This is a genomic window from Bacteroides sp. AF25-38AC (assembly GCF_003602995.1).
Classification (GTDB): domain Bacteria; phylum Bacteroidota; class Bacteroidia; order Bacteroidales; family Bacteroidaceae; genus Bacteroides; species Bacteroides uniformis.
On sequence record NZ_QTMD01000009.1, the window covers coordinates 14,623 to 37,240 of the forward strand.

Genomic DNA, 22,618 nt, shown 5'->3' on the forward strand with positions numbered 1-22,618 from the left:
TGCGATATTGATATTGCAAGGGCTGATTTTTTTGCAGTGTAAGGATGGGCCTTTTCAGTGGTCGAGCCTGTTTGTCTTCTTCGGTGCAAGGATGCACCTGGGATCGGGGTAATCCCAATATTTCTTTCCATATGCTTTGGTAATATTATTCCAGCAGCGGTTGCCATATCTGAAACATTCTTCAAAATGAGTACAAGCCTGGCATTTATTGTGTTGCCCTATGTCTTGGCGGGAGAGATTGCAGAGGTACAATGCTTCTTGTGATTGCCAGATATCCTTCAGATTTGTCCTTTGCACATCTCCGATGATGAAATGGGAATTCCAATATAGTTGTTCGCAAATGGTGACCTTTCCATCAGGAAGTATGAATAAGCGACTGCTTAGTACAAAACTTGCGGCACCGTGAAACTTTTTACTGCTTCCTTTATCGGAGTAATACCTTTTATTTATTATGTCATGCTTCATTAGGAAATCTTTGCATGAAATTCAGTACGTTTATAATAATATTTCGCTTATATACTATATTATAAATGTACTGAATTTCTGCAAAGATAAAAAATACTATTATGTAATAGTTTACCAAATATTTATCTGACGTTAAATATATTAACGAGTATCATATGGATAGTGGTTTTATTTAATATTGTTTCCATTAAGGGAAACTGTGCTGAGCAAAGACTCTTTGAGAATAATGGCTATGTAAACAGGGGCAAACTTGCTTTTGCCTATCACTTCAGTCTTTCCAAAATTTATCGACATCAGGTGTGCCTCGGCTATAGCCAACAGCCATTGGGTCGAAATTCAACAAGCCAAATAAATACCATGCGCTCGACGATATGCAAATATTTGTGTCTGCTCCCTTCCAAAGTTGCGAGCTGCCATAGGTAGTGCCAAGATTTGATGCATAGGGCAATCCTACGGAATTAGGATAGAGCGTGCTTGATATCAGTAACTTTCTCATTTCTGCCAAATAGGTTGTCGACTTGTAGGAGTCGGCAGCTTTTTGGTAAGCCACCACCATCTGTCCTGTGCCCTCAAGCCATACAATGTCTTTGTCGATGTCGGGTGCAAACCCTGTTATCAAGGCGCCATTGGCTGTGGCTCTTTGGGTGTTTGCATACATTGTTGTTTTTTCGAGCACTGTTTTGGGGAAATCCTCAAATGTGCAATATCCCCAACTGTGGTTGTCGAGTGCATATTCATAATAATTTCCTGGCCATGACACCAACAAGCCATCAGTACTGTTGTATCTGTTTTCTTTAAGGTGTGCGAGGAGTTTTTTGTGAAAGTCGTCATATCCCTGCACTGCACAGTAGGCATCAATCATACCTTCGGTATTTTTCGAGATAGTACTATTGCTTGCAGTGATGCCTCCCCAAAGTCCACCATCTTTGTCTTGCAGTGAACGAATCCAAATCTCCAGCGTCGACTTTAGTTTGTCATATTTTGTAGTCTCCACCTTTGCCATGTAGTTGTTCAGTGCTATTAGCAGCCAGGCATTGTCACCAAGCCATCGGTCGCCCGAAGTGGTACCGTCGGTACTGCGGAACTGATAAAAACCACCATTGGTTGTGAGCTCACTACCTATGCGCTGATTAAAGAAATTGAAAATAGATTCAGCCTTGGAATACTTGCCCGTGGCAGTGAACACAAGTGCTGCTAGGGCGTTGTCGTAGAGCGACATCGTGCTGCTGCTCTCGGTGCTTGGCAGTAGTCCGTTGGAGTACTGCACATTTTCAAACCATGCCACGATGTTTTCGGCCTCTGCCGACAGGTCGATGGCTGTTTTCTCTGCAACGAAGGTAACAGTCAGTGTCGATGACGCTGTTGCCGATGCTGGCGTAAAGGTGTAGCCATCGGCCATAGGAGTTATTTTCACACTGTCCTTCAAGTTGGATACGCTCCACTCGCCCGATGCTGAACTGTAGACCGTCTGGTTTCCAATTGTTAGGCTTATGTTCGCAAGTCCACTGCCATCCGAATCAACAACTTTTCCTGAAACAGTAAACGTTTCGTCTACTTCCGAACTATTGTTGTCGCTTGAACATCCAAGTAGGAAAATGTTCAGTATAAAAAATGATATAATGTTTTCTTTCATATTATCTGATGCTATGTTTTTTAATTGTAAACAAACGAGGCAGATATTACATCGCGGCTATTAGGACCAATCATCACCTCGAATTCGCCTGGCTCGCAAACATATTCTAATTCATGATTGTAGAACTTTAAATCCTCTGATGTTATCTCGAACGACACTATCTGGCATTCACCAGCCTGTAGCTCAATTTGCTTGAAGCCTTTTAACTCCTTTACAGGTCTTGTGCTAGAACTTATAACATCGTGGATATATAACTGCACCGTTTCCTTTCCTGCTCGTGCTCCGGTGTTCTTCACCTGTATGCTTGCTGTCAGTTTTCCATCTTTAGAGAGTGTGTTGGACGACAGTTTCATGCGGTCATAAGCAAAGGTAGTGTAGCTCAGTCCATAGCCAAATGGATAAAGTGGGGCATTCACTACATCAATATAATTGCTCTTGAACCGTATATATGGAGCATCGTCAGCAGAGTGAGGACGTCCGGTGTTCTTGTGATTGTAATGAATCGGAATTTGTCCAATGCTTCGAGGGAATGTTACCGTTATCTTTGCTGAAGGATTCACATCACCAAACAGAACATCGGCAATAGCATTGCCTGCCTCTACACCAGGAAACCAAGCGTTCAGTATGGCAGACACATGTTGGTCGGCCCATGTCAGCTCCAATGGACGGCCGGTAAAAACTACCAAAACAATAGGTTTACCTGTAGCTACTAGTGCCTCAAGAAGCTGCAACTGTGGCTCTGGCAGATTTGGGGTGGCACGCGATGCACCCTCGCCATTCATATTCATGTTTTCGCCTAGTGCAGCAATAATAACATCACTTCTTGATGCTACGACAAGAGCTTCACGCAGCAGTTCACCATTGCTTCGCCATGTTGACTCCTTGGCATTTCCAGCCTTAGCCAAACCCATAAAAGAGCCTGCAAGGATTTTCTCCAATTCTGGATCTTTTACAAGATGGCTTCCGGTGGCATATTCCACGCAGCCTTGGGTACCCACTGCTGTTTTCAATCCGTCAATCAGAGACACGGGCAATACTTTTTCCGAGCTTCCACTCCAGCACCCCAGCATGTCGTTTGCGCTGTTGCCCAATGGACCGATAACAGCTATGCGCTGATTACGCTTCAGCGGCAGCAGATTCCCATCGTTTTTCAGCAACACTTGGCATTGCTGTGCAACTTTGCGGGCCTGTCTCACATGTTCCGCTTTTCCCAAAGTGGCTTTGGCTCGTGCCACATCGCAATATTTGTATGAGTCGTCGAAAAGGCCTAGTTTATACTTCGCTTCAAGTACTCTGCGGCATGCCCTGTCAATATCGTCCATCTTTACCATTTTCTTTTCAATGGCCTCTTGTAGGTGGTTGGTGAAATATTCACTAACCATGTCCATGTCGATGCCAGCTTTCAAGGCACGTGCTGTTACCTCCAGTTCGTTGCCTATTCCATGATTGGTCATCTCCATTATACCTGTGTAGTCTGTAACCACAAATCCCTTGAAGCCCCATCGCTTGCGAAGCACCTCATCGAGCAGATATTCGTTGGCGGTGGCAGGAATGCCCTCAAATTCATTAAACGATGCCATGAAGCTTCCTGCACCCTGCTCGGTTGCAGCCTTATAGGGCAACATAAACTCGTTCATAGCCTTTTGGCGGCTCATATCTACAGTGTTGTAGTCGCGGCCGGCCTCACCTGCGCCATACAGGGCATAGTGTTTCACGCAGGCCATGACGTTGTCAGGGGCATCCAAAAGGTTGTTTGTTTGATATCCACGCACCCAAGCCTTTGCAATCTCGCCACCCAGATATGGATCCTCACCGGCACTTTCGGCAATGCGCCCCCAGCGGGCATCGTGGCATACATCCACCATTGGTGAGAATACCCAGTTCACACCATCTGAACTAGCTTCTATAGCAGACGTTCGTGCAACCTGTTCTATCATGTCGGGGTTCCATGACGACGCCAATGCCAATGGAATAGGAAATGTTACATCATAGCCATGGATAACGTCCATTCCAAACAGCAAAGGTATGTGGAGACGGCTTTTTTCCACTGCCACTTGTTGCCAATGCTTTATCACTTCCACATTTTTCAAACCAAAAAGGCCGCCAATCTCACCATTTTCTATTCGTTGCTCCAGTGGAACAGTGTTGCCATTGATACCTTCTCCTGCAACAAATCCTCCACTCACATTCAGATTGAGCTGACCAATTTTTTCCTTTACAGTCATTTCGTCCATCAGTTGGTCAATGAAAATGTCCATCTTTGATGTGTTTGACTTTGAACACCCTGCAAGCAACAGACTTGCAACACTATATAGTAAAATGTTTTTTAGTTTCATATCTAATTTAGAATGTTCGTTTCGCTTGTAAAATCGGACACACAGTTGATGACCGTTGCTTGGTTACCAACGGTAATTTTGTACTCACCTTTCTCTAAATGCCATTTCCCGTCTGAACCTATAAAGGCTAAGTCCTTTGCATTTATTGAGAATGATACAGTCTGGCTTTCACCAGGGGTAAGCTCAATTTTTTTGAAGTTCCTTAGCCGCCGATTGTCAGGGATGATTGATGCACTGAGATCTTGCGAGTATAGCATTACTGTTTCCTTACCCTTTCGGTTACCAGTGTTTTTAACCATGATGCTGAATTCTATTATGTCACCAGCATCGAACGACGATTTATTTATTTCGAGGTTGCTGTATTCAAAAGTGGTATAACTCATTCCCTCACCAAACCACCACTGCGTGTTTGTGTGAGCCTCATAGTTATATGTTCCGGGCATAGTTTCTCTTGCCTCGCATACTTTAAAATCGTAGGTGGTGAACGAATTAGGGTGTGAAGGATATGTAAATGGCAATCTGCCGCTGAAGTTCTCATCGCCCGAGAGGAGATCGGCAAGTGCATCGCCACCATAGTTGCCTGGAAGCATTATGTTGACAATGGCTTTACAGCCATCTACGAGGTCATGAATCAGTCGTGGTCTTCCCTCGTTCAGGATGAGTATCACAGGCTTGCCTGTTTCTTGCAGGCGCTTTACTAACAGTTTCTGATTAGATGATAGATTCAAATCGCTGATGTTGCCGGTTGTCTCGGCATAGGAATTCTCACCAACACACGCAATGATGTAGTCAACATCCTTGGCTTGAGCCACAGCCTTTTCTATGCCCGAAGCATCTTCGGCTGTCCACTCTTTGTGTTCCTCATAAGCCACTCCATGTTCAAAAATAATGTTGTCACTGCCAAACTTATTAGTCATGGCTTCCAGAATGGTGTTATATTGCTCTGAGAATTTCTCTACATTATTGCCCTGCCAAGAGTAGCTCCAGCCACCATTTAGTCCACGTATGGTATTTGCATTAGGTCCACACAGCAATATTTTTTTGCCATGTTGCAAGGGTAGGATGTTATCTTCGTTTTTCAGAAGAATCTCCGATTCTACAGCCATCTGCTTAGCCACAGCTGCATGAGCTGCACTTCCAAATAGTGGGTACTTGTTGTCATTACTATAGGGATTATCAAAAAGATTTAATCTGTATTTAAGTCTAAGAATTCGTCTCACTGCATCGTCTATTCTTTCTTGTGCCACACAACCATCTTCCACAAGCTGTTTGAGTGTTTCGCCATAGTTTAGTTGAGAAGGCACCATCATCATGTCTACGCCTGCATTGATGGCCATCCTAATGGCATCTTTCTGTGAGGCTGCAATATGGTCACGGATATAAAGATTTTCTATGTCTCCCCAGTCTGTTACAATCAGCCCATCCCACTCAAGGTCATCCTTCAGCCATTGTTGCAAAAACTTCTTGTTGGCAACGCCATTCATTCCATTTAATATTGAGGAGTTGGTCATTGTTGCAATGGCGCCATTCTGAAAGGCTTTCAGAAACGGCGTGAACAGTTTTTCTCGCAAGTCCTGTTCGTTTACATTTGCCGGAGTGCGGTCTATGCCATTGTCAGGTACACCATAACCGAAATAGTGCTTAAGACATGTCCCCACATGATATTCATCAATATTGTTGGGATCGTCACCCTGAAGACCCTTAAGATAGGCCTCCCCCATAACAGATGCCGCGTAGGGATCTTCACCCATGCTTTCATATAGTCTTGGCCATGATGGCTTTCGGCAGATGTCCATTGATGGCGAGAACAGCCACCTCACGCCACAGGCTCGTGTTTCATAGGCGGAAATTTCTCCCATGCGCTTGGCGAGCTCGGGATTGAAGGTGGCCACCATTCCTATCTGGTGTGGAAATAAGGTGCCTTTTGCCGTATATGTGGTACCATGTAGCTGGTCTAAGCCATAAACCATTGGTATACCAGAATATTTTAATGCCGCTTCTTGAATGGTATTGGTCGCTTTGTTCCACACGTCAACTTCGGCAGCACAAGTGCCTCCGAGCATGTTCAGAATAGATCCAACACGATAAGTCTGAAACACGTTCTGCAGTTTGGTTTTGTCTAACTTAAAACCTAACTTATAGTTAATAGCTTGTGACAAACATTGATATTGGTAGTCATTGCTGCTTTTGGGTTTTCCATTGCTAACAACCATCAATGTGGCATCATATTCATTTGTCAAGTCAAACTTTGAGATTATGTCAGAGAGTTCTTTGACAGATAGTTTCTGAAGTGCAGTAACGGTGTAACGCTGATCAAACTGTGTAATCATGTTTACTTCCAGTTGCACCATCTGACCTATTTTCTGTTCTAAAGACATTGAGGAAAGTTGCTTTTCAATCTTCTGCTCTCTATCTTTAATACGGTTTTTGTCAGACTTAATAGATGCTGTGCCGCTTATAGCGACACAGCTTGTTAATATGATGATTGTTGTTAGTTTCCTTAGCATATTTATCAAGAGTTTAATTCTGTTTATTTAAATATCACTCTGCAAGCAAAGGATTCTTCTGCTGCTCAGTCAAAGGAATTGGCAGGAAATAGTGCTCGCCAGTAAACACTCGTTCCTCAATCTGTGATATCTCATAACGACGAGTCACATTATTGTCGTAGCAGTTGATACCCATGATAGGATTGGCCAGCACATCGCCATCCAGCCAACGACGGAGATCATAGAAGCGATGCTCTTCCATAAAGAGTTCCACACGGCGCTCGTTTTTAATGCGCTTGCGCATCTCGTCCTTTGTTAGTCCGTCGGGAAGTGCAGGCTGACCGGCACGTGCACGTACTTGGTTGATGGCGTCGTAAACACTTTGATCAGGAGTACTGGAAGCCTCGTTGCGAGCCTCGGCATAGTTAAGAAGAATCTCAGCATAGCGGAAATAAGGGAAGTTATTGCTCTGGGCATATCCACCATAGATGTTGGTAGAGGGATCCAGTTCTTCTATGAATTTGCGGAGTCCATATCCACAACGCGCCTTACCTAAACGAGGTTTGCATGATCCGTTCTTTGATTCGTCAACGGTGTTGGTTACAATGTTTATCTCGTAAGTCTCCCACATCGAACCATTGTAAAGCAAACTCTGGTAGAAGCGCTTGTCGCGGTTTTCATAAGGATTTTGTGGGTCATATAATGTGTTGGTTGGGTCGTCAATCAGTTTGCCGTCGGTTGTTTCATATGCATCAACAAGATTTTGTGTTGGATATACACCATTCCATGAACCTGCATCGTAGGCATCCAGACTCCACATCATGTGAATGTTGTGAGGTCCTTCGGGGTAGGAGAAGCGACGCTCGAAAATAATTTCTTTGTTAGCAGTGGTCTTGTCGAATCCCATGCTATAATATGGTGTAGATCCATTGTTGTAGAGTTCATAAATATCCAGATTGATGACGTCTTGTGCAGCCTGTGCTGCAGCAGCCCATTTCTGTGAGTTGTCTGAACTGTTGAGTGGGCTTGCTGCGTAGAGTAAGGCACGGGCTTTCAGCGCAAGGAATGCACCACGGGTAGCATGCCCGGTTTCACTTTCACTATATGTCAATGGAAGATCTTGGGCATAAATGTTGCATTCGTCAACAATGAAGTCTACTATCTCATCAAAAGACGATGGGGCAACTTGCAGATTGTCGTCCAAGCTCTGTGCCTCGACAATTAATGGAGCCTTGCCAAATGTGCGGGCCAATTCGAAATAGCAGAATGCGCGTAGGAAACGGGCCTCTGCAGAAATTCTAGATTTAACGTTTTCTGTTAATACCTGTGTACTGACGTCAGCAATACGTTCGATCAGCTCATTACAGCGACGAATAACTACATACTCCTGTGTCCATATTTCGTTTACAAACGGACAGCTTTGAGCAGTGATGGCATCTTTATTAAGTTGGGTGTAAATAGGGCTGTCAGCTACAACTGCTATGTCATCGGTGCCACCATCGAGGTTGCCAGCCCATGACATTGACCAGTCCTGACCATATCCTGCCGTACAGCGGTTAAAGCCGCACAACATAGAGCCATATATGTTGGCAACATATTTGTTTATCAGTGCCTGATCCTCCCAAACGGTGGCATCTGAGATAAACGAAGTAGGCTTAATATCTAGGTCGTCAGAACAACTTGTTGTTGCTACTGCCAATATAGAGAACAAGAAATAATATATCTTTTTCATAATGATATGTCTTAGAATGATATGTTTTAATATTAGAATTGAAGTGTGAGTCCGAAATTGAATGCTTTCATCTGTGGATAGGACCATCCTTGCGAATGGATGTTCTCTGGGTCAATTTGTGGCACCGATGTAAACGTGAGCAGATTTGTGGCATTTACATACACACGTAGTCCTGTTATGTTCAGTGTGCTGAGCCACTTTTGGGGAAGGTTGTAACCTATCTCAATATTCTTCAGACGTAAATAAGATGCATCATAAAGATATGTCTCTACACAACTGACGTCGGTTGCAGGCAGGTTGTGTGTCGTATTCGCTAACCTTGGATAACGGGCATTGCGATTGGTTTCGCTCCAACTATCGGTTATCCAGAGCTGTGGCAAGTTACCCTGGTTAAAGTACGGCTGTATGATACTACCATTGAGATAAACTTGAACACGACCTGCACCTTGTAGCAAGAAACTGAAATCCACATTCTTCCACTTCAATGCTCCGTTAATGCCATAAACTATTTCCGGCACATTGCCGTTGCCAAGATACGTCATGTCGTCAGAATTTACTACATTATCACCATTAACATCAACATACTTTATGTCGCCTGGCTGAGTTACATAGTTGGAACCAGCCACCTCTTGTTTTGCATAGTTATCGATTTCTTCTTGTGATTGGAAGAGCCCGTCGGTTTTGTACCCGTAGTATCCGTTGATGGGACGTCCGGTTTTGCGCATATATTCGCTTGTGCCGGCAGCCTCTGCCATTTCAACTATCTCATTGTGAGCATAGGTGAAGTTTCCGCCAATACTCCAGTCGAAGTCACCCATACGCTTGTGATAGGTCAGTGACATATCAACACCTTTGTTCTTTACCTTTCCAAGGTTTTCCAAAGGCAGAGTAGCTCCAAAAGATCCCGGCACCTCGTCGTAGCGTTGTAGCAAAATGTGGCTGCGGTTCTCAGTAAAATAGTCAATACTGAAACTCAGGCTATTCCATAGGTCTATGTCGAGTGCGATATTGAATTTTGTAGCGCGTTCCCATGTTGCCAGCTCATTGGCAACGGCTCCTGGTACTAACCCCTTTGTGACGTTGCTGCCAAATGCGTAGTCACCGCGGTTGTTGGGAAGATAGTTGCTGGCAGTGCCACCAGAATAAAGCTCGTAGCGACTGTAGTAAGGGTATGCCACACTGCCGGTGTTGTCATTACCAAGTGTGCCATAGGATGCACGAATCTTTAGGAAGTCGATTGTCTGACGAAGTGGCTCGAAGAATTTTTCTTCAGAGATGACCCATCCAAGAGATCCCGACATAAAGGTACCCCAACGGTGCGATGGTGCAAAGTTCTCGGATGCGTCACGACGAATGTTGAATTCTGCCAAGTAGCGGTTAGCGAAGTTGTAGTTCAATCGTCCAAGGTAGCTTATTCGTGCAGTCTTGGTATCGTAAGCGCTGAGGGTTTGGTCTGTAGAGTTGCCTGCATCCATTTGGTCGAGCACCTCTGAGTCAAATGAAACGCGCTGCATACTTGAATTCTCATAACGGCTCTTTTTCTCGAGAGCCATTGCCATAGCACTGATGTTGTGGTTGCCGAAAGAACGGTCATAATTCAGTTGTAACTGATATTCTTGGTTCTCTATATTGCTCTTGCCTAAACCCAGGCTTGGGCTGGTGCGTGGAGCTAACAGATAGCTGCCATCTGCTTGTTTTGAATAAATGTAAGGCGATACGGTCCAGTTCTTACTGCTGCCGTTTTGATAGCTATAGGCCATGGTACCCTTTATAGAGAGTCCTTGAGTTATGACGTTTAGTTTCTGCTCGAGTTCAACCACAGCATCTCCAACAAATGTCTTGCTCTTACCGTAGCTGCCTCCTGGCTGGTTGTAGGCAACCACGTTAGTGTGTGTGGCATCGGGCACAGCAAATCGTCCATCATCATAACGGCAGAGCAGAACGGGGGTGTTGCGCATCAATGCAGCAAAGATGCCTGAAGCTGAGCCAGAGTTAAGACTTTTTTCAACACGTCCAGAAAGGTCAACCTTCAGGTGGGTAGTGCTGGTAATGTCGGAATCGATGTTGCTGCGAAGGTTGTAGCGTTTGTAATTAATGTCGTCCCAAAGGCCTCCCTGGTTGAGAAAACCACCGCTGACATAATAGCGCATTTTGTCGCTACCACCCGATACAGATACATTATGTTGCTGCTCGACAGCATAGCTTGATAGCATCTCGTCGTACCAGTTCGTGTTAGGATAGGACTCGCGGTCTGAACCATCGCGGAATTTCTCTATCTCCTCGGCACTGTAGATTTCTTGTCCCATGAACTGGTTGTAAAGGCGTGCATAGTCATAGGAGTTTGCATATTTAGGAAGTTTTGTGGGAGATGTGAGAGAGAGGTTTCCCGAGTACTTTATTGTTGGCTTTGCTTGTGCGCCGCGCTTTGTTGTAATCACGATAACACCATTGGCACCACGCATACCGAAGATGGCAGCCGAGGCCGCATCTTTCAAGACGTTTATAGATTCAATGTCATTTGGATCCATGCGTGCGAAGTCACTGGACGAACGCTCCACGCCGTCAATGATATAGGCTGGTGAGGTGTCGCCACGGAATGTTGCTATACCGCGGATATATATTGATGAATAGTCTGCACCAGGCTCTCCACTTGCTTGCTTAGCTATGATTCCAGGCATGCGTCCAATCAGAACATTGGTGGAGTTTGCAGCCTTGGCTTTCAGAAGATCATCGTTCTTCATGGATGTAACAGCACCGGTGAGGTTGGCTTTCTTCTGTGTGCCATAGCCCACAACAACAACTTCCTCAAGAAGTTCTGAATCTTCGTTCAGTACGATGTCAATATTGGTATGTCCATTTACAGACACCTCTTTTGTTTTATAACCAATGTATGACACCGATAGAACAGCGTCAGATGCTACCGATAGTTTAAATTTGCCATCAATGTCTGTAACCGTTCCTTGGGTTGAGTTTCCTTTTACACTAACAGTTACTCCAATGAGAGGTTCAGAGTCAATGGCACTTGTTACACGGCCCGTCACACTTACATTACCATTTTGGGCGCTTATGCCTTGAGCGATAAGACTTAGCAATGTGATTAATAGAAAGATTCTTTTCATAACATAATTCATTAGTGTCCACTAAAAATACAATAGTCTTTTTGTATATTTGAAATATAGTTAGTTACAGAGGTTTCCAGAGAGAACGGATTTGATTTTGTAGATTTGTATCATATTAAATATGATAGCAGATGCATCAAGATAAATACGTTTTCTCACAGTTGGTATCATTCCTTGACTGAAGTAAATTTAATCGCATTGTTGCTGAGTATGATGGAGACAAATATGTGAAATTCTTCACATGCTGGAATCAACTACTAGCTCAAAATAGAGATTACTATATCTTTGAACCCTTTGTTTTATTACATGGTTGAACAGGCACAAAGAAACTCAAATATCTGCATTCTTCCATATAACAACAACTTCGGTTCACGATAGCAAAGTTATGACTGAAGTTCCTTATGAGACAGGTTCTTACTATATTTTTAACCGTGATTATAACTATTTTAAGAGTCTTTCCTAAATAGAAACTTCAGACTCCTGTTTCGTTTTAAGAGTAAAATCAAACTTGCAGTTCAAAGCTATAAATTGGAAACACCGTTTACCCCGAAATATATTCTCTGGTGCAATTGGTGAACTCACTATTTATAAAAGCTCCAAGGATTATCCTTTTCATATACGAAAGGTTTGTTGTGGAAATGAAGAGTAAAGACGTAAGTTTACGTTCCTTACCAATGCTATGGATTTATCTCCGCTACAAATTGCAGAACTTTATAAAAACAGGTGACAGATTGAACTTTTCTTTAAATGGTTTAAGCAACATCTGAAAATAAAGAAGTTCTAGGGCAATACAGAGAATCCCGTAAAAAGACAAATATACTCTGCAATCATTGCCTATTGCCTTGTAGCAATTATTCAGCATGTCATTGAAATTGAAAGAATCACTTATGAGATTCTTCAAATCCTGAGCATATCGCTAACTGATAAAACCATATTTAGAGACCTCTTTAACAAAACTAATTTCAATAATGACAAAGAACGATGCGGTTTTAGTGAACCAAGTTTATTTAATTTTTAACCGTCCGCTTTTTTAGTGGACAGCAATGAACATAATTTAAAATTTGATTGTAAATGATATTCTTTAGCTTTAATTTTAATTTTTCATAATCTCAGGCGCAGCTTGAAACGTTTGACTTGCTGTAACCAGTGCAACTGATTTATTGTGGTTGCAAAGTTAGCATATCAAAAGAAAAATAACTTTCATTAAGCAACAAACACTTATAATACAAATCCAAAACACTATAATAAGAATCTAAAACACTATAACAAAAATCCAAAAGTCAACAATAATAGGCTTTCCAGGGGAAAAATATTCAAAAAGTTATGTGATTAGCGTTTTATGTATTACTTTTACATTATCTAAATCTAATAAAATACTGATGAAAACTAACAATCTATTAATGTTAATTTCTATCTGCATTATTGTTTCATGTACTAACAGAACAAAACAGTCTGTTGCTGACGTATCTGTTACACGTCAGCAACTCATAGATTATGAAAAGATAAATGATATTATAGAAGATGCAAACGGATATATATGGTTTGCTACATCTGGTGGAGTATTTCAATATAATGGGGAAATTTTCTATCAATATCGCTCCACTGTTGACACTACAAGCCTTTGTAACGATGCTGCCTTGCAGTTCTATCTTTCAAAGAAAGGGCAACTTTATGTTCTTACCGAGTTTGGCACATCCGTGTATAACAATGACGGGAGTTTTCGCACAGTCTTTAAAGAGGGTGAATATCCATACTCACACGATATTGATGAGACGGGTGATGGACGTGTGTTCCTCAGCGTGGCTGACAATGGTACATCTATCTATGAATATACTCCATCAACAAATGCTCATATAAAGCGTATGGCTGGCTTCTCGATGGATATTGACATGAACAATCGATTATGGGTGTGGCACACAGGCGAGATTTGCTGTTACTCAACAACAGATTTCAGCAGAGTTAAGGGCATTCCTGTCGATGGACAGCTATATACATCGTGTTTGATTCCCAATGGTCTTCTGGCTTACTTTACATCACTAGGCGTCGTTTTTGTAAATACATCAACCCTCGACATCGAAAAAAATGTTTCTACATCAAGAGTAGTGACGAAACTGCAGGGAAAGCGTATAAATAGGGCGAAAAGATATGATAATACATCTATGATTTTGTTTGGTGATGACGGAAAACTCTACTGGTTCGACGTATCTGGTATGAATGTTATTGCTCAAAACGAAGCGGGTTTTCCATTCGCCTGCGATGTCGACGATATTACAAGCGTACTGAAAGACTCGCATGGCAATATCTGGATTGGTACAAAACTTAATGGCTACAAGGTTATATATAATAAGGAGAAACGATTTCAAACTAATAATGATGTAGCACAGTACTTTCAAGGGAAAGACATCACACACGTTGCGAGGGGTGTGCAAGGTGACTACTATGTTATAGTTGCACACAAACAGTTATTCCGAGTAACTAATGGTAATTTTACCCAGCCAATAGTTACAGATATAGCATCGGGCAGAGGTGGTATGGATCAGATTTTTGTAGATAGCAAAGGCTTTGTGTGGCTCATCACCAACACCTCGCTATTGAAGTGTACCCCCAATGGTAATATGCTAACGTTAGTAAAAGAGTTTCCGCATCATTGCTACACTGTGGGCGAAGATGCCCAGGGAAACATCTGGTTTGAAACAAACCAGACACTTTGTTGCTTGTTCTTTGGCGAGGATAGTCCAACAAAGGTAAAAGAAAACGTGGGCTTGGTGAATGTTATTCGGCAGGTAGATGCTCAACGCATTCTTGTCAGTGCGTATGCCGGTAACCTATATCTCGTGAATACTGTAAACATGCAGATTGATGAACTGACAATTCCCCGCACGCGCAACACCGGCCTATCGTGCACAGACTTCATTATAGACAAAAATCACAATGCTTGGGGGGTATCACATGGACTCGGACTACTTCATATAAATCTTGAAAATAAGCAAATCAAGACCATTAACAGCGATGATATATGTCCACAAATGAATAGCATTGTAGAAGACAATGTTGGTAATCTTTGGATTGGAACTTTGAATGGATTGATTCGTTTTGATCCAGAAAAAAAACATTTCTTGGCTTACCATTCTGAAGATGGTACGGGAAATGATACCTATGCTCCAATGAGTGCGGTTGCAGGGTGGAGTGGCGATGTGTTGATGGGAGGTACCAAGGGACTTACCGTGTTCAATCCTACCGAAATAAAGCCAAGTGAAAGGAGTAATATACATCTGGAATATGTAGCATCAAACGAGGAACTATATAAAGGTGGCGATAAAAACAGACTGAAGTTTGTTGGCGACAGTATTACAGACGTGTATCTGCCCTACAACAATAATGGGGTGTATTTCTTTTATTCTACTTTGGACTTTGGTCACTTTAACAAGCAGAAGGTTGAATTCATGCTCGATGGCGTTGACGACAAATGGAACTCCATTGAAAATGCATCCTATGCTTATTATTCGCACATTGGTTCGGGGAGTTATCTACTTAACTTGATTGCTCTAAACGAGAACGGTGATGAGATTTGTCGCCGTAAAGTAAATGTACACGTTGTTCCTGTGCCATGGGCGCAGCCTTGGTTGGTATTTGGCTTTTATCCATTACTTACTATTGTCTTATTCTATGTGGTATGGCGAATATTAAGGTGCATGAGAGCAAACAGGGAGCAGATAAAACGTGTCACCATGCAACGTGAGCAGGAGAAGTATGCGTCTATGATGAATATGAAGTATTTCACCAACATCTCACATGAGTTCAGAACACCTCTCACAATGATTTATGGTGCAACAAGAATGCTACGAGGAAGCGAAAGTGATGGAGAGACAGGCAATCTGCTAAATATTATCAGTCAGAATGCAAACCGAATGCTTAAGTTGGTAAACCAAATTCTGGACTTTAATAAAATGGAAAATGGCATACTTAAACTAAAAGTGACCGAGGTTGATGCTGTGCCTGTACTTAACAATACTATTAACCGTTTTGCTGTGGGCTTTAAGCAGAAACAAATTTCTGTACAATGCTTCACTCAGGATTCAGAAATGCTGATGCCATTAGATGTGGATAAGTTCGACAAAATCCTTACCAATCTTGTGTCTAATGCATTAAAATATTCGCCCGAAGAAAGCTCTATAAAGATTGACATGGCCTTTGTCGACAAAACCTCTGTTGAAACTTTGTTTGCAGATTCATCAGGTATCGACTCCGACAGTTGGCTGAAGGTAGTGGTGGCCGATACGGGCATTGGCATTCCAAAAGATAAGCAGAAAGCAGTGTTTGAACGATTCTATCAGATAGAACACTCTACACGCCAGAGCACATGGGGTACGGGTATAGGACTGTTCTATACGCAGCAACTTGTGAATCTGCACTATGGATTTATAAAATGTGAAAGCAATACTCCAAAAGGAACAGTATTTACTTTTGTGTTGCCACAGAACATTGAACTTTATAAAGACTTTATCGACAATACTAACGAAAGTCCAATGGACGATATTATTGACGATAGTACCCCTCCCGAGCTGGCAATTTCTGAAACTTCAGTTACACAGCTAACAGATGAAGAAGGAAAGCCAAAGATACTGGTAATAGACGACGATACTCACGTGCTGAATTTCATGAAGCTGTTGTTGAAAGATTACAACGTGGAATGTCGAACCAATCCCATAATAACCATTAATGAGATTGGCGATATAAAACCCGATTTAATTATCAGCGATGTTCTTATGACCGACATCGATGGCTTTGAGGTGTGCAATCGCATAAAGTCAGACCCCACAACATGTCATCTACCTGTGATTCTGTTAACGGCATACAGTCTTCCTGAACATCAGCTTCAAGGAGTTAATGCTGGTGCTGACGCCTATGTAGTAAAGCCTTTCAGCCCCGACTATCTTCTGGCGCTAATAAAAAACATCTTAAGTAATCGCCGGAAGATCCGCCAGATGCTCACTTCGTCAACCCAGATAACAACCGAAGAGAAGCCTATGCTACAGTCGCAGGATGGCGAGTTCATAGAAAAATTCTATGAATACATGAAGTCACACATGACTGAAGCCGAGATAGACATCGACGAGATTTTGGATATTTTCTCCATTAGCCGCTCTAAGTTCTACTATAAGGTTAAGGACCTGACTGGGTTGAGTCCAAACGCGTTCTTCCGTACCTATAAATTAAATAAAGCAGCAGAAATGATAAAGAACAGTGACGAGAAACTCACATATATCGCGGATATTACAGGTTTCTGCAGCCAGGCATATTTCACTGCTTCGTTTAAAAAACAATTTGGTTGCTCGCCAAGTAAATATCGTGAGGCCAACAGGATTTAATAACTTTAAAGTAAAGATGGGCAACAGCAGCTTATCTTTACTTTTTGTCATACAAGATTATGAGGACAATACATTGCACCATCTTACAGAGATAATAGATTCTATTAAAGATATTTTTAGGAATAGAATAACAATTCATTTTAAACGTGTTTGGCAGACAATTGAGCATTGTTCTTCTAATAATGAAGAACTGAAAACAGTTTTTAGGACTTTCATTAAAGAAGGCTTTAATAGTCTGTCAGCCCGGAGGACATATTATCGGTGGATGTGACACAAACGGCCTCTGCAGAATTCATGCGGGAGGGATATACCAGCGTAGTGAACATCAAGATCAAGAAAATAGACCGGAAATATACTGCCTTTAACGGCGGAATCAATTCTCATTCTGTCCGGCGCTTTGGAATTGCCGATGCTTCATATGAAACAGGAACAGCAAATATTCTCTGTACCCGACAGCTCAAAGTTTTGCCTTCCTCAATAATAAGTCGAAGGTGCAGGAATCCACTGCCACTGAAAGCTCTGTACGCAATTGGGCTTATCGCCGCAATTCCCATTATAACGATACTTATGTTGCTTTGGGAGGCGACCGCCTCTGGAGTGATGTCGATTATTCTTCGTTCAGCGTTACCTTCAATTATATTCCCCAGCGGAGTGAGGCCTATGGAGAAGACTTGCTGACAGACAATAAATCCGGCATAGTGACTCCCTACCAACATTGGCGCAAATTGAACGATAAATTGTATGTGGGTTCCGTGAATACCTACCATAAGCACCGTTTCGGCAATGCCTCTGTCCTCGATTTCTTATGGCAGCTCAGCCTGGGGTGGAACATAAATAAAGTGAATCAGACGGAAGATAATGACCGGGAACTTCATTCTTATCTTTATGATTTTCACAATAGCAGGGTGGGTGTTTCCTTTACTCCATCCTATCAGTTCCACAGGTTGGGGTTTGATGCCAAGATAGGTTTGAATACTTATTTCCAGTCCAACCGGGTCAGGGAACAGAAGGAAGTTTCTTCCATCTTCAAACACCGGGAATGGAATGGGATGAATACCTTTATCTTGATGTCAATCGTGCCTGGGGTGACTTCTCGCTGGCCGCTTCGTTGGGAATGGATGCCGTGTTCAGGAATGTGTCGGGCTATGATGACCGCTACTATAACCTGCGGCCGGTGGCAAATTTGAACTATCGTTTCAATACCCACCATTCATTGGTGCTCAACTTTAGCAGGCAGTCTGTTTTTCCCAGTGTGGTGCAGCTCAATCCCTATAACAGTTCATCTGACACATTAACAGTCTCTACCGGGAATCCTTATCTGAAGCCTTATCGTGTCAGTAAGCTTCGTTTGGCCTACACCCTTACGGGAGGTGGTTTCTTTGTGGAGCCGTCCGTAAGTTTTCCAATGATTTTGATAACAAGTTCACGAATAGGGGAAATATCATGATGTTTGGAGTACGCTATAAGTATCAAGGTTGTAGCAAACCTAAGCGTGAGCAAAAGAAACTACAGAATGCAGACAAGGGATTCAGGATAATTTCGGAGTAAGTAGTCTGAATTATTTGTTCATCCAACTTATTACAAATGTTGCACGCAGTTTTACCCTCATACTCTCATGAGTTGCTGTATCCCGTTATTCACCGGGTGTGCAGCTATTAGAGCAACCATGAGGGAAGCATGAGAGTAAGACGTTACTCTCATGGTATAAAGCGATTTGTCTGATAGCGGCTCACGTTAGTGAACAAAGCCATTCACTGAGGTGAGCAAAGCAAATCACGATAGTGAACATTTATGTTCACTATCGTGATGCTAAGGCAGACACCATACTTCCAAAGGATGATTGCCTTATTGTTTTCTTATTTTTGCTATAGGCTGACAGATAAAAGTGCAGGTTTGCCCTCACTTACCACTCAACAGCCGATGAACAAGCTGGTACGGGAAAGAGTGAGGGCAATATGCGAAAATATTATTTCTGATGGGGAAGGGAAGTATCGAGCCTTAACTTATGTATATGAATAATGGCTGATTATAGTTCTATCACTAACGATTCTCTGGGAGCCATCTTTAGCTCTTCACCGAAAGCAATGGTCTTTCCGCTAAGAATGTCTTTTCCCTGCTTGCTGTCTTTCAAGATTTCCTTGTAGAATTTCAATGGAACAGTGGTCTCTGCATCTGTACCATTCAGCATCACGAATACGGTTTTTCCTTCGTACTGGCGTGCGTAGGCATAAACACCATTCTGTACCATGAACTGCACCATGCTGCCTTTGGCAATCACATCGTTTCCTTTGCGCCAGTTTAGGATGGTCTTGTAGAAGTCGTAGCACTCGTTCTGTATTTTGGTACGTCCGGCTGGGGTCAGTGCGTTTGTTGCGTCACCGGTCCATCCGCCGGGGAAGTCCTTGCGGACATAGCCGTCGCTCTTGCTCTTCACGCCATTCATCATGACTTCCGTTCCGTAGTAGAGTTGCGGAATGCGGCGGGTGGTAAGCAGCAGGGTAGAGGCTTGCTTCAGCATCGGAAGGTTGTTGCCTTCGCCCAGGAAGCGGTCGGTGTCGTGGTTTTCGATGAATGCCAGTACGGAAGCGGGGTTGGGGTAGAGGAAGTCGTATACGAAGTTATTGTATATGCGGTCCAGTCCCTTGAACCAAGTTTCGGTCTGTTCATTCTTGGCGGTGTTTATCTTGTCGAAGAAGCTGAAGTCCATAACGGTCTTGAGGTTACTGTTCTTGGGGGCTGATAGCTTGGAATCCTTCTGCCACCAGGCGGTGTAGGCGGGTTCGGTAACCCAGGTCTCGCCCACGGTGTTGTAGTTGGGATATTCTTCGTTGAGCTCTTTCATCCAGTTGCTCATGGCATCATAGTCGGCATACGGGTAAGTGTCCATGCGGATGCCGTCGATGTTGGCGAATTCAATCCACCAGAAACTGTTCTGTACCAGGTAGCGGTAAACGTGAGGATTCTTCTGGTTGAGGTCGGGCATGGAAGGTACAAACCAGCCGTCGTTCATCTGGTCGGCATCGTACTGGGAAGTATAAGGGTCTACGTGCGGGGTCAGTTTGAAGGAGGTCTGCACGAAGTTGTTTTCGTGGTCGGGGTTGTTGAACCAATCTTTGGAGGGCATGTCCTTAATCCATACATGCTCTACGCCGCAGTGGTTGAAAATCATGTCCATTACGATTTTGATGCCGCGTGCATGGGCTTTTTCAATCAGTTGCTTGTATTCTTCGTTGGTACCGAAGCGCGGGTCTACCTTGTAGTAGTCTGTGGTGGCATAGCCGTGATAGGAACCGCCGGTCATGTTGTTTTCCAGTACCGGAGTAAACCAGAGGGCTGTGACGCCGAGGTCGGAGAAGTAGTCCAGGTGTTGTTCGATGCCGGCAAGGTCACCGCCGTGGCGTGCATTGGGGTCATTGCGGTCTATCTTGTACTCGGCCATGCCCGCAATCTGGTCATTGTCCGGATTGCCATTGGCAAAGCGGTCGGGCATCAGCAGGTACAGTGCGTCGGAGGCGTCGAAACCTTTATGTTCGCAACCTTTCTTGTTGCGTGCCTTCAGTTCATATTCCTTTACGAGTTTCTTTTTTCCTTCAGTGAAGGTGAGGTTGAATTTGCCGGGTTTTACATCCTTGTCCAGTTTCAGATAGACCAGGAGGTAGTTGTTGCTTTCCAGCTTGACGGTGCTGCTCAATGAGACGCCGGGATAATTGACGGATACTGCCGCGTTGCCGATGCCTTCGCCATAGACCATCAGCTGGAGTTCCGGGTTCTGCATGCCGGTGTACCAAAACGGAGGGTCGATTTTGTTCACATTCATAGCTGCATACGTACTGAGGGAGAGTAAGAGTGTTCCCAAGATTAAGAATACTTTTTTCATGATAGTAACTTTACGGTTAATTTTTGCGCTAATTTAAAACAAATAACGGAGAAAGTTAATCTTTCTCCGTTACTGTACCTTATTATATTATGCAAACGTTTTCATTGGGGCTATTTGATGGGGGTTACGCTGGCGGTATCGACCTTTCCCTTGAAGAAGTCCTCTTTCTTGCGCTTTTCTCTGATGTCCTTCAGCCAGTTTTCGGCGGCATTGTATCGGTTGTCTTCTCCGATGATGGGAACTCCGTCCGCATCTACTTCCTGCACTTTGTCCTTGCTGTTTTTCGGACGGGTTTTCAGGTAGGCCGTTAGGTATCTCTCTGCTTTGGACGCATCTTTCAGATAGTAATAATAGATAAAGGCTGCGTCGTAGAGCAGTTTGTGTTTCTGCCGGTCGTATTTTTCGTATTGCGTCAGAAGGGTATTCGCCTGGTCGGTGTATTGAAATGCCATCTTGTAGCAGTCCGCAAGCCCCACATATAGGCGGGACATGACACTGTCGCTGGGCATGGCGAGGCTTACGGCAGTTTCCAGATAAGTCACTCCATCCTCTTTCCATGATGTCTTGGAGCAGGCGCGTCCCAGATAATAGAGAACGTTGATGTTGGTATTGTCATCTTTAAGAGCCCTTTCCAGCAGGTCGTGTGCTGGGTAGAAGTCTTCGAGGGCATAATAGCTGATTCCGGCGTAGAAGCAGGTTTGGAAGGAGCTGTCTTTTTCCTGTAACAGTTGTTCATATCTTTCTATTGCTTTGGGGTAATCTTTGTTCAGGCAATAGGCTTGGGCATTGATGCGGTTCACAAGGACGTTGGTGGAGTCTATGGAACGGTATTTCTCCGTTATGTTTATGGCGTCTTCATACTGGTGGCCTGCTACATAGATGTTGCCGAGTTTGGCAGCAGACAGGTAATCATTGGGATATCTTTTCTGTATGTCCAGGTAGGCATCTATCACATGCATGATTTCTGTGTTGTCATAGACTTGCCCCATACTTTCGGCTCTAAGGTGTAGTACATAGGCGGAACTGTCCCTTTCTGCCAGCAGGTTGCTTTCCTTTAGAGACTCACGGTATCTCTTCATGTTCATCAGCAGACTGATATACTGGATGCGTGCGTATTTATTGTCCGGATTTATGTGGAGCGCATTTTGGTAGTAATCCAGTGCCTCGCTATATTTGGCAAGTGATTTGCAGCATTCGGCAGCTTCAATGTATGCCCGGGGATTGAGAGAATCCTGAGCTACGACTTCCTGAAATACGCTCAGAGCTTCAAGGTTATTGCCCAGCCCTTTCAGCGCTTTCCCTTTTTGGTAGAGTAGGGGGACGGTCGGGGTTTCTTGATCGATCAGCATCAAGGCTGTTTCATAATCGTAGTTGGCCATCGCCTCTTGAATGGGATTTGTGGTCTGTGCCGCCAGAAGCGAACAGCATGCACTGAAACATAAGGAGATAAAAAGCTTTCGCATACAGTATATCATTTATATGAGGTTAAACTGACTGCAAGTTACTAAAAAGAATGTATTTACGAAATAATCGTAATCTGTTTTAGATAGATTAACGAAAAAGCCCCTCCAAAAATGAAGGGGCTCTAAAATAGTTCAGAA

12 protein-coding genes are annotated in these 22,618 nt (G+C 43.4%); 4 read left to right on the forward strand and 8 right to left on the reverse strand.

From position 1 onward, the window contains the following. Window positions 1–54: 54 nt before the first annotated feature. The 6 genes from DWY55_RS07825 to DWY55_RS07850 form a co-directional block, all read right to left on the reverse strand. Entirely contained in the window at window positions 55–465 is a 411-nt protein-coding gene (locus DWY55_RS07825; protein ID WP_022402059.1) for an SPASM domain-containing protein, read from the reverse strand. A 268-nt stretch (window positions 466–733) separates the two neighbouring features. After that, window positions 734–1,879 (reverse strand): hypothetical protein, encoded by a 1,146-nt coding sequence (locus DWY55_RS07830; protein ID WP_133303483.1) that lies wholly within the window; start codon window positions 1,877–1,879, stop codon window positions 734–736. Between the two features lie 239 nt (window positions 1,880–2,118). Then, complete coding sequence (gene bglX / locus DWY55_RS07835; RefSeq protein ID WP_022402061.1) at window positions 2,119–4,434, reverse strand: beta-glucosidase BglX; 2,316 nt, start codon at window positions 4,432–4,434, stop codon at window positions 2,119–2,121. Window positions 4,435–4,436: 2 nt separating this feature from the next. Continuing rightward, complete coding sequence (locus DWY55_RS07840; protein WP_022402062.1) at window positions 4,437–6,941, reverse strand: glycoside hydrolase family 3 N-terminal domain-containing protein; 2,505 nt, start codon at window positions 6,939–6,941, stop codon at window positions 4,437–4,439. Between the two features lie 34 nt (window positions 6,942–6,975). Next, on the reverse strand, window positions 6,976–8,652 hold the full coding sequence (locus DWY55_RS07845) for a RagB/SusD family nutrient uptake outer membrane protein (protein ID WP_022402063.1): 1,677 nt from the start codon (window positions 8,650–8,652) through the stop codon (window positions 6,976–6,978). 32 nt (window positions 8,653–8,684) lie between these two features. Then, window positions 8,685–11,771: a SusC/RagA family TonB-linked outer membrane protein gene (locus DWY55_RS07850; protein WP_229077908.1), complete on the reverse strand. Its 3,087-nt coding sequence runs from the start codon at window positions 11,769–11,771 to the stop codon at window positions 8,685–8,687. A gap of 197 nt (window positions 11,772–11,968) precedes the next feature. Here DWY55_RS07850 and DWY55_RS22300 point away from each other — a divergent pair, with 197 nt between their 5' ends. The 4 genes from DWY55_RS22300 (at window position 11,969) to DWY55_RS07875 (ending at window position 18,587) form a co-directional block, all read left to right on the forward strand. Further along, window positions 11,969–12,085 (forward strand): DUF4372 domain-containing protein, encoded by a 117-nt coding sequence (locus tag DWY55_RS22300; protein WP_243633641.1) that lies wholly within the window; start codon window positions 11,969–11,971, stop codon window positions 12,083–12,085. A 1,065-nt stretch (window positions 12,086–13,150) separates the two neighbouring features. Further along, window positions 13,151–17,140: an ATP-binding protein gene (locus DWY55_RS07860; RefSeq protein ID WP_022402066.1), complete on the forward strand. Its 3,990-nt coding sequence runs from the start codon at window positions 13,151–13,153 to the stop codon at window positions 17,138–17,140. Window positions 17,141–17,631: 491 nt separating this feature from the next. Further along, window positions 17,632–18,327, forward strand: coding sequence for a hypothetical protein (locus tag DWY55_RS22305; RefSeq protein ID WP_022402068.1), 696 nt, complete (start codon window positions 17,632–17,634; stop codon window positions 18,325–18,327). Beyond that, complete coding sequence (locus DWY55_RS07875; protein ID WP_243633640.1) at window positions 18,249–18,587, forward strand: TonB-dependent receptor domain-containing protein; 339 nt, start codon at window positions 18,249–18,251, stop codon at window positions 18,585–18,587. The genes DWY55_RS22305 and DWY55_RS07875 overlap by 79 nt, the downstream gene beginning before the upstream one ends. 579 nt (window positions 18,588–19,166) lie before the next feature. Here DWY55_RS07875 and DWY55_RS07880 read toward each other — a convergent pair. Both DWY55_RS07880 and DWY55_RS07885 read right to left on the reverse strand, forming a co-directional pair. Then, window positions 19,167–21,017, reverse strand: a complete 1,851-nt coding sequence (locus DWY55_RS07880) for a glycoside hydrolase family 13 protein (RefSeq protein ID WP_117878024.1) — start codon at window positions 21,015–21,017, stop codon at window positions 19,167–19,169. A gap of 110 nt (window positions 21,018–21,127) precedes the next feature. Further along, window positions 21,128–22,480 (reverse strand): tetratricopeptide repeat protein, encoded by a 1,353-nt coding sequence (locus DWY55_RS07885; protein ID WP_005826790.1) that lies wholly within the window; start codon window positions 22,478–22,480, stop codon window positions 21,128–21,130. Between the last annotated feature and the right edge of the window lie 138 nt (window positions 22,481–22,618).

Excerpts from the sequence above, each read along its gene's own strand:
- DWY55_RS07845 (WP_022402063.1), bottom strand. The coding sequence starts at position 8,652 with ATGAAAAAGATATATTATTTCTTGTTCTCTATATTGGCAGTAGCAACA.
- DWY55_RS07885 (WP_005826790.1), bottom strand. The coding sequence starts at position 22,480 with ATGCGAAAGCTTTTTATCTCCTTATGTTTCAGTGCATGCTGTTCGCTT.
- DWY55_RS07860 (WP_022402066.1), top strand. The coding sequence starts at position 13,151 with ATGAAAACTAACAATCTATTAATGTTAATTTCTATCTGCATTATTGTT.
- DWY55_RS07840 (WP_022402062.1), bottom strand. The coding sequence starts at position 6,941 with ATGCTAAGGAAACTAACAACAATCATCATATTAACAAGCTGTGTCGCT.
- DWY55_RS07825 (WP_022402059.1), bottom strand. The coding sequence starts at position 465 with ATGAAGCATGACATAATAAATAAAAGGTATTACTCCGATAAAGGAAGC.
- DWY55_RS07850 (WP_229077908.1), bottom strand. The coding sequence starts at position 11,771 with ATGAAAAGAATCTTTCTATTAATCACATTGCTAAGTCTTATCGCTCAA.
- bglX (WP_022402061.1), bottom strand. The coding sequence starts at position 4,434 with ATGAAACTAAAAAACATTTTACTATATAGTGTTGCAAGTCTGTTGCTT.
- DWY55_RS07880 (WP_117878024.1), bottom strand. The coding sequence starts at position 21,017 with ATGAAAAAAGTATTCTTAATCTTGGGAACACTCTTACTCTCCCTCAGT.